This is a genomic window from Virgibacillus salinus (assembly GCF_900102415.1).
In the GTDB taxonomy this organism is placed as follows: Bacteria; Bacillota; Bacilli; order Bacillales; family Amphibacillaceae; genus Lentibacillus; species Lentibacillus subterraneus.
In genome coordinates this window covers 173,233-189,129 of sequence record NZ_FNKD01000003.1, presented here as the reverse complement: position 1 = coordinate 189,129, position 15,897 = coordinate 173,233, and the positions used below count along the sequence as shown (strand labels likewise).

Sequence of the window (15,897 nt, the reverse complement as noted above, 5' to 3'; positions counted from 1 at the left end):
TTGACTACTACTATCATAATCAAGAATTTTGAGAAAAGGCTTTGAAGAAAATTAGAAATTGGTGAGAATTAGACAATAAATAGATGACAAACGTTTCCTTTTTGTTTCAAAACGCGCTATTCGTTTCACACAAATCACTTTTTCTTCTTTGCCAATTCGTCTCGATCCAGAGCCCTTGGAGGTTCTTCCATCCACTCATTTTTGATCATGATGTTTGCTCCGTCTTCGGCATACTTTAGTATTTCATTCAATAGCCTATTATAAGTAGCACCTAAATCCCTTCTCGGACTCATAGACATACTAGCTCCATAAAAGCCAACACCTAGTGCTATAAGACCGGTACTATAAAACATCATTAACTTATCTGAAAATGTATATGTTGTAGAATCCGTAACCGAATCATCCATCTTTGCTGGAGCAGGAACATCATCCTCATGCAGAATGGATCCAAAAATTTCGCAATGTTTCTGAGAAATCTCCTTACCTCTCATCAAAAACTTCCGTACATCCGAATTCTTCGCCACTTGACTAAATCCAATCATGGTAGCCGATCCCAACGCATTTCGTTGATAATTACCAAACAGATTAATAATTTCTGGACCTGTCAATGGTCTTCTCTCCCCAAAGTATCCTGTCAAAAAGTTTTGGCTTTTCACGAAATCATAGCTTTCAGGTACTGGTAAATATGGCATATTGATGTAAAGTCCTTTTGACTGCAGAACGGTATTCACCGTTTTAAGAAATCCACTTTGTTCATAAACACACTCTGAGAAGTAATTAAAAACATCCACCCTGCCAGCCATTGACAGGCTAATACTATATGCCTCTAATGCAATTTGTGCACCTTGATGCAGGTAACGTAAGATATAGTCATCCGAATACAATTTCGGTGCATTGATGTCAACATCTTCAGATGGTTTAAAACCATAAGGTATCGGATAATTGTCATTCGTGAATATATCCCTCAACTTAATTATATGGGATTGAGCTAAATCTAACGCCTGTTGTACAAGTGGTTGTATTTCACCATCAGAAACCTTTGCCAAAAAATATTGTAACTTGCATTCCAGCGCACAATCATTCATATATGCTGCCCACATCTGTGTAATCTCCGATGAGGTCAAGTCCTGATTCTCGTTATTAATATCATCCACCTCCAAATAGTATAAATAATAATAATACTTTTTCCCTAAGAAGGTAATTTTATGTAAAAGAAAAACCAGCCCACAATTTAATGAGCTGGTGATACGTTAATAGTTTATTTAATTATTAAAATTGGACAATTTGCATGGTGGACAATATTCGTGCTTACACTTCCAAGCAATAGTTTTTTCACTCCATTAAGACCACGACTGCCAACAATAATCAGGTCAATCTCATGATCGTCAGCATATTCGCAAACCTTATCTCCTGCATTCCTTTGGGAGTAATCCACCAAAACATCCGTGTAAACGACTATGTCTTCCGCTTCGAATTCTTCTTTAATAGTCTGCATCTCTGGACGTAGGCTCTCCGCTATTTCCATTTCAATATTACGTGCCATAACGACATTTGTGTTTGGGCCAGTTTGTGTTACCACTGAAATAACATGAACCTCAGTCTCAGGTACTTCTGCAGCCTGTAATCTTGCTTCTTGAAGCGCTTCTTTACTTAGATCAGAACCATCATAAGCTACGAGAATACTTCTTTTCATAATCAAGTACTCCCCCTCACCAAATTAGGAAGGTTTCTCCCTACTTCAATTATACTAAACGTGAAGGAGTTAAAGTACGTACTATTGTTGAAAAGTTTGGCAATATTATGACGGTCGACTTTACAAAAAATCCCCTCTTAATAACAGGTGATATCCTGCATCAATTGTACAGCATATTTAATTTACTAATCTGTTTAAAAGTACACTATGTTCTCCAAACCCTCGTGACAAAAAGGAAACATCATTTTCTATATTCACAAGCCTCTCGTCCATTTTATCCATTCGTTGCTCGATACCATTCATTCGTTGCTCCAGACCAGTCATACGATGTTCTAGACCATCGATTCGTTGCTCCACGCTATCCAATCTATTTTCTATCTTATCTATTCGACTATTCACTTCTGCAAAGCTCTGATGCATTTCTTTAAACCCTTGACGTACAATACCTGCTAATTCATCCAGATTAATTGTCATCACCATCCTTTTGGTCTTGTAACTGATTATATCATATTTATTGAGGGTGATAGAAATGGTAAAAATTTAATTTTAGCCTCCTTTAATGTGAAGAAAATACAATACTCATATAAGGGTCTTTTGCATTTTCCGATGAAATTCTTGAATTAAAATCAAAATTTAAACTTATTCTCGGTACGGACTACTTTAATACTTCTATTTAAAAGATTTCGGTGCTATCATAAACCTATAAACAACTAAAAGGTTCGTGATCCTAATGCCCACACTAAACTACGGAACAACTACTATAAACTACATACGCTACAACCAAGAACGTAAAGACTTGAAAATATCGGTAACTATCGTAAACGGGGTCGAGGTTTACTCACCTGATAACCTTGATGATAAAGATCTTAATGACTTACTTAAAAAGAAGGCACCGTGGATTCTTAATAAAATAAAAGAACTGAATCAAGTTGAAGCAGCTATTCAGCCAAAGGAATTTGTCAGCGGGGAAAAGCTGCCATACCTAGGACGTAACTATCGCCTTAAAGTCCAACGCGAGCCTGTTACGAATGCTGAGCTTTCCTTGTACCAAGGCAGGTTCATTGCAACCATTCCAAAAAACTGGCAACAAAATCACGTACAAGAAACATTAGAAAAGCAACTTATCCAATGGTACCGCCAACATGGGGATAAAAAACTGCAGGAACGGGTCCAGCATTACCAAACACTTATGGATGTCACACCAGAATCGGTGAATTTCCGCACGCAGCATAAACGATGGGGAACATGCACCCCAGATGGTGATATTTACATCAATTGGCGGTTGATTATGGCCCCAGTAAAAGTATTAGATTATGTTGTTGTGCATGAGCTTGCACACCTTAAAGTTCAAGATCATTCAGCCGAATTCTGGAAAATAATTAAGTCCGTTATGCCAGACTATGAAAAACGAAAAGAGTGGCTCCGTGTAAATGGCATGTCCCTGCATTGTGTCGGATAAAAAAATAGAGCATGATACCATCGTTGGTGTCATGCTCTTAGCTTCAATATCTATTATTATTCCTTATCCGGATCTATTCCCCAAAAAATTTCATGAGAGGTTTCTGTATTTGCTTACTAACGTTACCATAATTACTTATCCTAATTAAGTTTTATAATAATTCAGCCTTTAGTTGGAGTTGAAATCCGTCCCAGTATCATTAACTATATACTACATATAAGTTAACGTTATTATAATAATTAACATGGGAGAGGGTATATATGGAAATTCCAAAACAAAAAGTCCAAAAAATTTTCGGAAACGTTACAAAGAAAAGGCAAATACATGAATCTGTTCTTCTCATAGAAAACTCAAGTGGAGATGTTTCATACAGTCTTGGGTATGGGGATAAGGATGCAGATACACCATTCCTTATGGCAAGTATTACAAAGCTGTTCACAACCACTTGTATTTTTATTTTGAGAGATCAGGGAAAACTGTCACTGGACGATGAAATAACCAAATACTTAAAAAAAGATACAATAAGTAACCTTCATGTCTACAAAGGCCGAGAGTATTCTGATCAACTCACAATCTCGAATTTATTATCTCAAACAAGTGGATTGCGGGATGCCATTGAGGAAGGCAGTAATGAGTCGAAAAAACGTGCTATTTATGAGGATGTGCTAACTAATTTTAATGAATCCATCATAGAGACAAAGAAAATCCAGCCACACTTTGCACCGGGAATGGGAAAAAGAGCTCATTACACAAATATAAACTTTGAAATCCTCGGTAAAATAATTGAAATCGTCACTCGTTCACCGTTGGAAGATGTATATAGACAATTTATCTTCGACCCTCTTGGTCTTAAAAATACTTATCTCCCTCAAAATGAGGATGATTTTGTTCCGCATGTTTATTATAAGGACACTGCACTCTACCGTCCAAAATTACTTAAAAGCAGTTGCGCGAGTGGCGGTTGTGTTTCTACGGCTCGTGAATTAATGGTATTTCTCAAGGCTTTCTTTAGAGGAAAGTTATTTAATAATACTATTTTTCATGAACTAAAAGTAAATAACAGGTTGCAGGCTTCTATGCTTCCAATTCATTACGGTGCTGGATATATGAGAATTCCACTGAATGGTCTTGCTACACTTTTTATGGGAAAAGGTGAGTTAATTGGTCATTCTGGTTCAACAGGTTCCTTAGCATTTTACTATCCCGAAAAGGATTTGTTTTTTATTGGAGATGTCAATCAAATGGAAAACCCCGCAACTCCTGTACGGATGGTGATGCGACTTGCCATGTCTATGAAATCATAAAAATTAAAGTACTTTCGAATAACGGGGGCTAATCAAGCGAACAAACCGGAAAGAGCCTGATTTCTGAAATGTATTAAATTAGTTCTCTACTAAAATTTATCCATCCTACCTCTTTATTTTACTCTTGTATTTTATTAAAATCCGTTTGGAATGAAAGCAACCTCTAAACATTTAAGATAAAGTCTTTCGAATTTGTAACTTAAAAATAAAACACATTAAGCATACCATGGAATAAACTTGCTGGGATTACACTATTTGATTTGTCTCGAAGCCAATTAATAATTAAGGAAAGAAGAAACAATTGTCCACAATATAATATTGTGTTAAGAAATATATCGTCCGAATACTTATATAAAACAGCCACTGGAATGTGCCAAGTTGACCAAATGAGAGCAGTAACAATGTAAGCTTTAAGTCTGCTTACAGGAATCAATTCGTTCCATAAAAAACCACGCCATGTGACTTCTTCTAATAATGCTGATAATGTTGAGATAGTTAAACCTATCAGCAGCATTTTAAAAAACGGTTCCATAGTCCAGTTAAAGTTAAATGACATAAATATAGGGATAATTACTGCTATGATATACCACTTGAATTGTCCGATTGATAAACCGAGTGTTGGAATTATTTTTTTCCTGTAAATTACTTTTTGTATTATAACAACAGTAAGTAAAGGTATCGCCATGGCATACCCTAAGAATTTATTCGGATTAATTGTAAAAGAAATTATAAAATGAAAAATCAAAGTTAAACTAAATGTTATTCCAATAAATAGAGTTACTTTTCTAATATCGACTTTCATTAAGCACCACCTTTCTTATACATTTACAACATCTTATTTCACATTAAACCGCTTCGTTAGTGCAATAAGCTGAACTCTTATTATATTAACATGCGATAAAGCAAACGGTCTCCACCTTATTGGTAATTTTGTATACGGCAATTTGCATAAGCTGAAAATGCTATTAAACCAACAAAAAATGACCATCAAATTAACACCCCAAAAGTCAGATTTCACTCTAACTATTGGGGTGCAGTACAAAATTGATGGTCATTTTACATTACATTTTTAATGTTTGTGATAGGTAATGGTACATACTAGAGTAATTAGACTTTTTTATCATTCATTATTTTAATATATAACGCCATTAACAATTAGTGAGTCTAGTCGTAATCACTCCTGCTCCACTAATACGCAATATGTTTATAATGCACTTCAGCAAGATCCATCAATTGTATGGCAAGTGCTTCTACTTTTGCGCCGGGGCAATTATATTTTCGCAGTTTCTTCTTGATTTGCCTACGCATTTCGCGTTTGACGTCATCCTTTACAGTCCAATCGATAACAGCGTGCTCTCTGATTATTCCTGTAACGATATGCGTCAGGTCTTTTACGTCTTCTTGTTCGAATTCTTCTAGTTCCTTTTCAAGCATCTGGTAAAAAGGATATTCCTTTGGTTCGAAGCCGTGCTCAACACTTTCTTCTGCATTATTGCGCATGACATTCATGACATCACGGTATTCTTCCAGCAATTCCTCAATGGTTAGTTGTCGTGTCTTCCGCTGCTCAATCAACTCCTCTAGCCGTTCTTTCAGAGACGTATAGAGCACAGGATTTTCGTCCAGCTTAACACGGATTTCATGCTTAATCGCATGCTCCATCTCAGCTGCTTTTGATTCAGGTGACTTTATTTCATCCAACTTCTGATCAAATCGATTCGATAAAATATCAATTGGTTCAACCAATACATGAGGAGTTGTTGCATATACATGCTCCTCGACTAGTTCCCTTACTTTCGCACCACAGTCAGAGATGTCCATTCCAGTTTCGACATGATACCTTGATTTAGCCAATTTACGAATCTTCCCTAGCCATTTCAAATCGTCTACATATGGCTTTGCTTTTGGATTTGGCAATACCATATCCATGCTTTCGGAAAACTTCTGAAAAGCTGTATCGAATTCATTGCGGATGTCCTCTGGTGCCAGCACCATCAAACATGCTTCAAGATCATCTTTATTTTTATAGTCAAAATACCGCATTGCCTTACGGTGTCGTGTTTGCAAGCGCGGGATTTCCACATCAACTTCCCGTAATGCACCTTTAATATCTTCCTCATGGAATACACCTAATGCTTCCTCTAAAAACCGCGATACCCCATAATAGTCAACAATTAATCCATATGTCTTTTTGTCATATGTCCGGTTTGTTCTGGCAATTGCCTGGAGCAGATTATGCTCTTTCAACGGTTTATCCAAATACATAACCTGTTCAATTGGTGCGTCAAAACCAGTTAACAGCTTGTCACATACGATCAAAAAGCTTAACGAGTCTTCACTCATCGGCTTTTTGAAGCGTTGAATAACCTGCTTTTCCTCTTGTTTGGCTAAATGATGCTCCTTCATCTCTTCCTCATCATTATGTCCACTAGAGATAATCACCTTGGATTCATAATCGCTGAGTTCATCCAGCATTTGTTTATAAACAACAGCCGCTTGCCTCGATATAGCAACAATTTGAGCCTTAAAACCATTTGGCTCAATGTGAGTTTCATAGTGCTCAATCATATCCAATACAACTGAACGTATTCGCTTTGGTGATGCAGTAATCGTTTCTTCCGTTGCATACTTCTTTCTAATCCGCTCCCGATCTTCCTCCGAATACTCACGGAAGTAACGGTCAAATAACTGATCAATCGATTCACCATGAACGTGTAAATCAACCATCCGGGCTTCATAAAAAATCGGTACCGTTGCCCCATCTTCCACAGACTGTTCAATCGAATATTTATCAATATAAGTTCCAAACGTTCGAAATGTACTCTTATCCGATTTATCGATTGGCGTACCGGTAAATCCAATATAAGTAGCATTTGGCATGGCCAACCGCATATTCATAGCAAGTTCACTGTATTGGGAACGGTGGCTTTCATCGACCATAACAATGACATTTTCAGACTTAGTGAGCTGCGGATATTCTTTCTCACCCTCAGCCTCCTGGAACTTCTGTACAAGTGTCATAACTGTTGATCCTGGTCCTTTTTGAAGCAAGGTTTTTAGTTCTGAAACAGATTCAGCCTGTTGCGGATTCGGAAAACCACACAGGCGGAATGTATTCGTAATTTGACGATCCAAATCCTGACGATCGGTGACAATCACAATCGTAGGGTTTTTCATTTTAGCAATACGTCTTAACTTTGTTGCCAAAAAAACCATCGCCAGACTTTTACCTGAACCTTGTGTCGCCCATACCACTCCACCACGATGCTGGGGATTATCAGCATTTAAAATTCGATCAATTGCTTTATTCACTGCACGATACTGCTGGTAACGTGTCATCTTCTTAATAACTTTACCTTCATCCGGTTCATAAACAATAAAATTTTGAATGATATCAAATAATCGTTCCTTCACCAACATTCCCGCAAGTAAAATATCCTGAGATGATGGATTTGCACCGATTTCTGCAATAGTTCTTGGATAAGGATCCTTCCATTCACTGTAATGCTGCAATCTAGCATCAATTGTTCCGGCTCTAGCGCGATCATTACTGGTCGAAATCATAAACTGATTATACTTAAATAGCTGTTCATTCTCACGTTGATAACGAAGAAGTTGTTTCACACCTTGCGAAACCTGCTCATCAGGTGGCAATGTCGGACTCTTACATTCAATCACTACCAGTGGCAACCCATTCACAAAAATCATCACATCCGGGCGAATCGTTCCTACAGCATTTGTAATCGAAAATTGATCCACCACAAGAAACTCGTTGTTCTGGATATTTTCGAAATCAATCAGTTTAACGGTTTGGCTCTTCCGCCCTTTACCAAGATCCTGCTGCACGGAAATCATGTTGATTAAAAGCTCATGAAAGGCCTGGTTCGCCTCCATCACACTGGTTGCTTCCATATGCGTCAGCGAACGAATAACCTTGTTTAGGTTATTTTCGGACAGCCAAGGATTCAGACGCAATAACGTATCAGTCAATCGCTTCCGCAATACAATTTCCGCCTGCGTATCCCGTTCCTGGTCTAAAGCGGCTCCGTGGACATACGTATACCCAAGACTTTTCAGATGATCAATCACTCTATCCTCGACTAATCCTTTCTCATTCCAGTCTTGCGTAATACTCATGTTTCCACCACCTCTTCATCATCGATTGGGACACGGACTTTTCCGGTTAGGAGTTGTTGCATTAGGCCTTTTTTAACATGTTTTAAACCCGATAGCTTTTTAGATTCACCATTTATCTTTTTCTCATATGTCTGCAGTATATTGGTGATTTTTATTTGTTCATCAATTGTAGGAACACCCAGTTGAATTTCTTTTAATGTTTCTAATCGTATACCTTTAACCGTAGTACCAGTTCCTAATCTCTCTATATTTTCAGACTGATTTAAATAGACCCATAATAGGAAATCCGGTATAATAACATTTTCATTTGGAAAGAGCGCTTTTAAATCCTGGTTAATTGCCACATCAACAGTATTTTTAAAAGCTTTACCAATGGCCATACGTGTGGCAACAACTACATTATTTGCAGGGATTAAATTTGCCGAACTATTTTTTACACCTTCTTTTGTAATAGACTCAATTGCAGAATCTATATATTTACCTTTTAAGTCTTTTACAGTTACCCAAGGAATATTACCTCTATAAAATTCTTGAATTTTTCTCGAAGGAGTTCCGCCTCCAACAATTTTCCTAACTACATCCTCTAGTGATTTAACTTCCCATTCTTCAGGTAATTCTCCTATTGGGGTTTTCTTAAATTTCTTATGTGCAACTCCTTTTGTAAGTAGTTGTTGCATCAATCCTTTTTTAACTTTTTCCGTTTGCTTGATGATTTGCTCGGTTTTCTCAATCGATTGATCGGCTGAAGAAAGGATTGCTGCTATTTTTTGTTGTTCCCTTAACGAAGGAAATGGCCATTTAATAGTTAAGAATTCTTGTATAGGAACCGTCAACCTCACGTGCATTCCGTGTAATTCCCCAGTATTCACAACTGCACATCCACCATTAGCAAATCGATTATATTCATTTATCATTTTTCTACTTCGTAAAAGGTAAGATAAGTAGTCCGTATCAATAGTTTTATCATTCACAAAGACACCATATATTGAACTAACAACCCCCATTTCAATTTTGTCTTGTATTCCAATAGCACCAAAGTTAAGATAATTAGGATTCATAACAAAGCTACCCATTGGTGCCAACTTATAATTCTTTGTGTCTTCACTAGCGATCCTTCTTTTATATTTTTGCGATTGAAGAATAACTCCATTACCCTGAGTAACGGATAGTGGTTCATACGGATGCGATTCTTTATTTTTACTAGTTACTTCTGTTAGAAAATCACTAAAACACCTTACCTGCCAGCCGTGAGGAGCATTAAACATGATAACCCAACTCACTTAAATAAGAGTTTAATTCATTGATTTCATCATTTCTTTCCTTCTCTAATTCATTTAGATCATTTATTGCCGATTGAATGTTTATAAATTCTTCCTCAGTAGTGGTATCAACATATCTGGCAATATTTAAATTAGACAGATTTTCCTTAATTTCTTTCAAAGGTACTATTCTAGAATATTTATCAATCTCAGTGTATTCAGAAACTGTATTAACTATTTTTATAATCCCTTCTTCTGAAAGCTTGTTTTGATTAGGTCCTTTTTCAAAACTTAGCGAAGCATCCACAAAGAATACTGAATTATTTATTTTATCTGATTTATCTTTATTAAATATTAATATACATGCTGGAATACCTGTGCCATAGAACAAATTTGGTGGCAACCCAATCACCGCTTCTAGCAGGTTATTATCTAAGATTCCTTGACGGATTTCACCTTCTGCTCCACCACGGAAAAGAACCCCATGCGGCATTACTACTCCTGCTTTCCCTTTATCATTCAAAGTAGAAATCATGTGCTGGATAAATGCATAATCGCCCGCGTTTTTTGGAGGAATACCGAAACGAAAACGACCATATTCATCACTATCCGCTTCTTCACGCCCCCAATTCTTCAAAGAAAACGGCGGATTGGCAATTACACGATCATAAAGAGACAACTCCCCATCTTCAGCAATAAGCTTTGGCTCACGTATTGTGTCCCCACGCTCAATTTGGTGATCACTTAAGCCATGCAGCAACAAATTCATTTTACAAATAGACCACGTGCTTAGGTTTCGTTCCTGTCCATGTAACGATAGATTACGTGGATCGCCACCTTCACTCTTTATGTAATCCACTGATTGAATCAACATACCACCAGAACCAGCAGTCGGATCACAAACACGCATACCTTCTTCGGGTTTGATCAAATTAACAATCAACTCAACGACCTTGCTAGGCGTATAAAATTCGCCACCCTTTTTACCAGCATCATCGGCAAATTGTTTTATTAAATATTCATATGCACGTCCAAGCATGTCGGGCTCAGATAAGTTACCTGTTGAAAGATCTATTGAAGAAAAATGTTGAACAAGCTGAAGCAGTAATTTATCAGGAAGTTTTTCTTTATCGTTGAAGTCAATACTTGCTAGCACACCTTCAAGTGAAGTGTTCTCTTCCTCTAGTGCCTCAAACGCCTTGTTAATCGTATTACCAATATCTTGTGTCTGGCTCTGAATATGTTTCCAACGAGCACGATCAGGCACAAAGAATTGGTGCTCATCACGATCATACCATGCGTAATCGTCACCCTCTTCTTGCTCAATTGTCTCTGCAGTTTCAACAAAATCGTCACTCAAACGTTTCAAAAATAACAAACCAAATATGTAATTTTTATAATCAGAGGAGTCAATGCTCCCTCGTAATATATTAGCTGATTCCCATAAATGGGATTCCAGTTGTGGTAAAGTTAATTTACTCATTTTAGTTTTCCTCCATATGTATAGTCCTATGTTACTAATTATAACAGAGATGGAGGTGGGAGAGTAAATGTTTGCAGGTCAATGATGTAGGATGTACGTGTTTTTGTGTATGTTATATGAAAAGACATACTTAAAGTAGTATGTCTTATACGTCTATTAATCAATCACACCTGAAAAAGGAAGATTGTTCTGTCAAACCTTTGCTACACAAAACAAAGCCCTCTATAACGGAAAGTTTCACATTCTTTTGTAATTTCTTCTTAGTTCTAATATTATGATTGCTATTAAAGAACAAAATATCAGTATGTTTACAGCATAAGAAAAAGTGGGTCTAACAATATATTAGCCCGAGATTCACAGATTCATTTTTAGATCTTCAATACGTTTGAATCTCCGAACCAACTTTTTGCTTTTTCAATTAAAGGCTGAGAAGGATTGTGATAGTAAACTATTAGATTTTCCTTTGCTCTTGTACAGCATACGTAAAATAATTTCCGTGTGCGATTCAAGATGGTCGGATATGAAGCTTTCTTCGTAGATGATAAGCTTTCAAATATATTATCATTCAGTAAGTATTCAAAATTATAATTTGACCATCTCCCGTTATCTAAAACAACTAAAACATTATTAAATTCAGCACCTTTAATCTTATGTTGTGTTGTAAAGGGTGTGTACCCCTCAAGGTAATTAAATAAATTCTGAAACTCTCTAAACTTGACTTGTTTTACCCGATCATAAACATATGTCTGCCTTTCTATAAAAGAAGAAAATTTGTCATCTTTTTTACAGATTCCACTTTCATCAGCAAATTCAATTACCTCTCCTATATTGCTATTAGACATATTTTGTAAGTGCACGATTATATCCTTTATCTCAATTTTATCGGCAATCGATGTTATTTTAAATTCAGTTTTTCTTAAAAATTCGTTATATTTACCTTTTTCATAAAGGCTAATATTGTCCTGAATTTTAAAAAGGTGTTTTATAAGATTATCTCTCTTAGAACCAGCATTTAGTTGATCATCATATTCTTCTTTTTTGTCATCTAATAGTAAATCTTTATCCAAGTATATTTTTTTGAAATCATCAAATGAATATTCTAGAGCTCTCTCATAAAGATCCGGGTTTTCATCGATAAAGTTCTTCATAGTAGCAGTAGGTAAAATAGGTCTTTGCTGAGCTTCTTCAGTTTTTCCTTCCAGTAATGTATCAATGACCCTACCGAATGAATATCCTGAGAAGTCAGTTTCAATGTTGTTTTTCTTGATATAATCAGTTATTCTTTTTTTGTAACTTAAAATCTTATCTCCATCATAAATAGTCATTAACTCTTCAAAACCCGCCTTCGGGGCAATAAGGTTATGTGTTAAGTTTAATTCTTTGGTTTCTTTTGAGTCAGTGAAATCCCAATCCAAAGATTGTTTAAAACTATCTAAACTTTTTTCTACGGTCGTGTAGTAAAAACTTATTTTACCCTCTTTTACCTTCCCACCTTGCATGTTAGGAGCGTTAATATCACCTGAAGGTTCCTGAACTATACCGTCTGTTCTTAGCCTATTGGCTAGTTTGATAACTAACCTAGGATTTCTACGATTTTGTTTCTTTTTCACCTCCTGAATCTCTCTCCCTGAGATATAATCATTGAGATCTTCGACACCACTATCATAAATAGATTGCATCGCGTCTCCAAAAAAACCCACATTATTCTCTCTGTTACTATTCTTAAAGTGGTCTAAAAAAATTTCAATTACAAATTTATTAGTATCCTGGTATTCGTCAATAAAAATAAATTTAAATTTATCTTTTACTATGTCACAAAGTTTTGAGTACTCTCTGAACATTAAATTTGCTACTATCAAAAGTTCGTCATGTGAAATTATCCCTTCTTTAATTAATGTATATTCCTTATATTGAATTACTTTGTCATTGAAGTAATCAAAATTAACATCCTCTCCAGAAATTTTTAAGTTTTTATAAGCTTCGTTATTAATTAAATCTACCAATACCTTTTTAATTTCTATTTGATAAGATTTTATGTTATCCCACAGAAATTCATGAATAGTGCTTACATTCAAATTTCTACTCTTCACACGACCTTCAATTTCTTCTACCGCTGCATTGGTGTAAGTTATACAAGCAATTCTATCAGTAGGATTTTCAGCTAACACCTGGTTTATTACTTGTACAAGAGAGTATGTTTTACCGCTTCCGGCCCCACCACCGAGTAGAAAATTATCTCCACTATCCATATAGTTAAATACTTGTTGAACTTCTGGTTCAAGTTTTAATCTGTCTTTAACCACTGTAAGCCCTCCTTAATATATGCAGGAATGACCCAATTGGAGAACTCCTGTTTTATTATCCTCTTTTCTTTTGTCAAAATATTATATATTTCAAATTCCTTAGTCACGCTATTTAGTAGAGTTTCCATAGCAAATGAGGGTTTCCTATTAACCCCTTCTGCCATTTCATAGGGGGTAATCTCTCCTTTCACAAACTGTTTCATTTTACTTTGGGTAAGGCTCGGAAAGGATTCACTTCCTATAAACTCTTCTTGCTCGTTAAATGTATAATTTTTAATAAACTCCTTATTGAGGTGGAAGAAGCTATCTTCAAAACTCCGTGCATGATACTCCTCTTCATGTCCATTTTCTTCCATCGATTGATACACGAAAAGAATGTGTCCATCTGCATCCATCTCCCATTTTTTTGATTGAGGGTCTTTCCTTAGGATTCTTTCGTTTAATGATAGCGCTTTAAGGCTAGATAAGGTTATATCACTACCGTAGAAAAATCTTAAAGAAGAGTTACTGGTTTGGCTCCCTTCAGATACGGGACAAGCTTCTTTTTTCATTTTATGGCTGCCATTAGCTTTTATTTTAATTTCATCTGCCTCATTTTTTTCAGGGAATTCTTTCACAGAATCTATATCTGTAACAATAAGTGATTTTACACCAATAAAGTCTATAAACTTTTCAAAAACTTGAGAGTACGCGCCAACTTCAATTATTGATATGTTTTGGGATAGTAAAGGAAGTGAATTGCTTCCTTCCATATTTACCTCGCGAAGTTCATTCTCATTATCCATTTTTTTCATCATTGCAGGGAGAAGTATTCTTTCTGTATCCCCTTCAATGAAAATAGCTTTATCTGCAAAGAAAAGATCCGATCTATGCAGCGTTAGATACTGTTTCAAAAACTTGTAATACGAAGTATTCTCCCTATACTCATCCTTTAAATCTTTTAAGTTCTTGGACAGAATACTACCATCCCTTTTTTTAAAGTATTTAATGTCTTCAAAGTCACTTTCAGAGACTATGTGCGAAGAGTGAGTTGTAATAATAGTTTGTAATTTCCGATTTGATCCATATTTAACCGAAATACCCTTTTCTAATAATGATTTTATATTTTTAATAAAAATACGCTGCATTTGTGGGTGTGTGTGAACTTCTGGCTCTTCAATAAAAAGGAGATTTATATCAGATGGATTTAAGTATTTATCCATTTGAAACTCATGGAGAATAATTTTTATCTCAAAAATCATGCTGATTAAGTTCATATAACCTAATCCGTTAAAATTTTCAGGTAATTGGTGTCCTTCATTTTCTGAACCATACACTACTGTCGTGTTGTCTTCTAGTAATTCTTTATGCTGGAGTGATGATGTAATTTTTATTAAAGATTCTTCTTGTTTAGTTCCTCCAAACTTCTTTACATCGTCGATAATTTCTTTAAACATCTCTCCATATATATCCTCAAGTTTGTCGTCAGTTTCAGTTAGAGCATCCTTAAATTTCTCAATCACATCTTTGTTTATATTCTTATCTTCCATTTTTTTATAAATCATTGCTGACTGTGCAGAAAGATTTCTTTCTCTATCCTTATTCGAAACGTTTCGTTTAGCATTAATCCATTTGAAGTTTATTATTCTTTCAATTTGGATTTTTTCCTTAATTAAGTCCGTAAAGATTTCATCATTTTCTTTTTGTTGGTTTGTGTCAAAAAGTATGCTTTTCTTCGAAGTTATAAAATACTCCGAAAGGTTATGTTTAACAAAGGAAAACAAATCCTGTGGTTTACTTGATCTCCCATCACTTTCTATCTTTTTGGCTTCATAATCATTCTTCAAAGCAATAAATTTTTCTTTTGGAAGGTAATATTCAAATCCGAGCACAACTACTCTATTATTAGGGTCTAAATCCATGATGATTTTATCACCTATATTAGATAAATCATCATGTTCCTCGTACTCAATAAATATCTTTAATGAAATCCCTAAAAACGGAAAGGGTTCTCTAACCTCCTCTGAGTAGGATTCTAATAATGAATTTAGTTCATTCTTAAAATCAGTATTAAAGTCATCAAAGGAAAAACTATTACCACCCAAAAATTTATCCAAAATTAGCAATAATGAAGTTTTACCACAATTGTTTTTCCCTAAAATTAAACTTAAATCCTCTTCTAAATTTACTGTACTATTTTTTAGAAGACGAAAATTTTTTATACATAATTTTGATATTCTCATATTCTACACCTCTTAGCCTAAATAAAATACTATCTAC

Annotated in this window: 11 protein-coding genes; 2 read left to right on the top strand and 9 right to left on the bottom strand. The window is 35.5% G+C overall.

Going from position 1 to position 15,897, the window contains the following annotated elements:
• Positions 1-134: 134 nt before the first annotated feature.
• The 3 genes from BLS02_RS12935 to BLS02_RS12925 all read right to left on the bottom strand — a co-directional run bounded on the left by BLS02_RS12935 (position 135) and on the right by BLS02_RS12925 (position 2,167).
• Entirely contained in the window at positions 135-1,154 is a 1,020-nt protein-coding gene (locus BLS02_RS12935) for a DUF3231 family protein (protein WP_342729455.1), read from the bottom strand.
• A gap of 104 nt (positions 1,155-1,258) precedes the next feature.
• A complete protein-coding gene (locus BLS02_RS12930; RefSeq protein WP_092493449.1) occupies positions 1,259-1,693 on the bottom strand; it encodes a universal stress protein in 435 nt (144 codons plus the stop codon).
• A gap of 177 nt (positions 1,694-1,870) precedes the next feature.
• A complete protein-coding gene (locus BLS02_RS12925) occupies positions 1,871-2,167 on the bottom strand; it encodes a hypothetical protein (protein WP_092493448.1) in 297 nt (98 codons plus the stop codon).
• A 256-nt stretch (positions 2,168-2,423) separates the two neighbouring features.
• On the opposite strand from BLS02_RS12925, the gene BLS02_RS12920 reads away from it, so the two are divergent.
• Together BLS02_RS12920 and BLS02_RS12915 are read left to right on the top strand one after the other, a co-directional pair.
• Positions 2,424-3,152, top strand: coding sequence for a M48 family metallopeptidase (locus tag BLS02_RS12920; RefSeq protein ID WP_092493447.1), 729 nt, complete (start codon positions 2,424-2,426; stop codon positions 3,150-3,152).
• A gap of 260 nt (positions 3,153-3,412) precedes the next feature.
• A complete protein-coding gene (locus BLS02_RS12915; RefSeq protein WP_092493446.1) occupies positions 3,413-4,456 on the top strand; it encodes a serine hydrolase domain-containing protein in 1,044 nt (347 codons plus the stop codon).
• Positions 4,457-4,655: 199 nt separating this feature from the next.
• Here the strand turns inward: BLS02_RS12915 and BLS02_RS12910 are convergent, their stop codons facing one another.
• The 6 genes from BLS02_RS12910 to BLS02_RS12885 form a co-directional block, all read right to left on the bottom strand.
• Positions 4,656-5,258, bottom strand: a complete 603-nt coding sequence (locus BLS02_RS12910; RefSeq protein ID WP_092493445.1) for a CPBP family intramembrane glutamic endopeptidase — start codon at positions 5,256-5,258, stop codon at positions 4,656-4,658.
• A 386-nt stretch (positions 5,259-5,644) separates the two neighbouring features.
• Complete coding sequence (locus BLS02_RS12905; protein WP_092493444.1) at positions 5,645-8,593, bottom strand: type I restriction endonuclease subunit R; 2,949 nt, start codon at positions 8,591-8,593, stop codon at positions 5,645-5,647.
• On the bottom strand, positions 8,590-9,858 hold the full coding sequence (locus BLS02_RS12900; protein WP_092493443.1) for a restriction endonuclease subunit S: 1,269 nt from the start codon (positions 9,856-9,858) through the stop codon (positions 8,590-8,592). The genes BLS02_RS12905 and BLS02_RS12900 overlap by 4 nt, the downstream gene beginning before the upstream one ends.
• On the bottom strand, positions 9,851-11,335 hold the full coding sequence (locus BLS02_RS12895; protein ID WP_092493442.1) for a type I restriction-modification system subunit M: 1,485 nt from the start codon (positions 11,333-11,335) through the stop codon (positions 9,851-9,853). The genes BLS02_RS12900 and BLS02_RS12895 overlap by 8 nt, the downstream gene beginning before the upstream one ends.
• Positions 11,336-11,703: 368 nt before the next feature.
• Positions 11,704-13,638, bottom strand: a complete 1,935-nt coding sequence (locus BLS02_RS12890; RefSeq protein WP_092493441.1) for a UvrD-helicase domain-containing protein — start codon at positions 13,636-13,638, stop codon at positions 11,704-11,706.
• Positions 13,620-15,860, bottom strand: coding sequence for an ATP-dependent nuclease (locus BLS02_RS12885; RefSeq protein WP_092493440.1), 2,241 nt, complete (start codon positions 15,858-15,860; stop codon positions 13,620-13,622). Before BLS02_RS12885 ends, BLS02_RS12890 begins: the two co-directional genes overlap by 19 nt.
• Between the last annotated feature and the right edge of the window lie 37 nt (positions 15,861-15,897).

What these genes read in the sequence shown, in the direction of transcription:
- BLS02_RS12930 (WP_092493449.1), bottom strand. Translation starts at nt 1,693, where the DNA reads ATGAAAAGAAGTATTCTCGTAGCTTATGATGGTTCTGATCTAAGTAAA.
- BLS02_RS12925 (WP_092493448.1), bottom strand. Translation starts at nt 2,167, where the DNA reads ATGACAATTAATCTGGATGAATTAGCAGGTATTGTACGTCAAGGGTTT.
- BLS02_RS12920 (WP_092493447.1), top strand. Translation starts at nt 2,424, where the DNA reads ATGCCCACACTAAACTACGGAACAACTACTATAAACTACATACGCTAC.
- BLS02_RS12915 (WP_092493446.1), top strand. Translation starts at nt 3,413, where the DNA reads ATGGAAATTCCAAAACAAAAAGTCCAAAAAATTTTCGGAAACGTTACA.
- BLS02_RS12910 (WP_092493445.1), bottom strand. Translation starts at nt 5,258, where the DNA reads ATGAAAGTCGATATTAGAAAAGTAACTCTATTTATTGGAATAACATTT.
- BLS02_RS12905 (WP_092493444.1), bottom strand. Translation starts at nt 8,593, where the DNA reads ATGAGTATTACGCAAGACTGGAATGAGAAAGGATTAGTCGAGGATAGA.
- BLS02_RS12900 (WP_092493443.1), bottom strand. Translation starts at nt 9,858, where the DNA reads ATGTTTAATGCTCCTCACGGCTGGCAGGTAAGGTGTTTTAGTGATTTT.
- BLS02_RS12895 (WP_092493442.1), bottom strand. Translation starts at nt 11,335, where the DNA reads ATGAGTAAATTAACTTTACCACAACTGGAATCCCATTTATGGGAATCA.
- BLS02_RS12885 (WP_092493440.1), bottom strand. Translation starts at nt 15,860, where the DNA reads ATGAGAATATCAAAATTATGTATAAAAAATTTTCGTCTTCTAAAAAAT.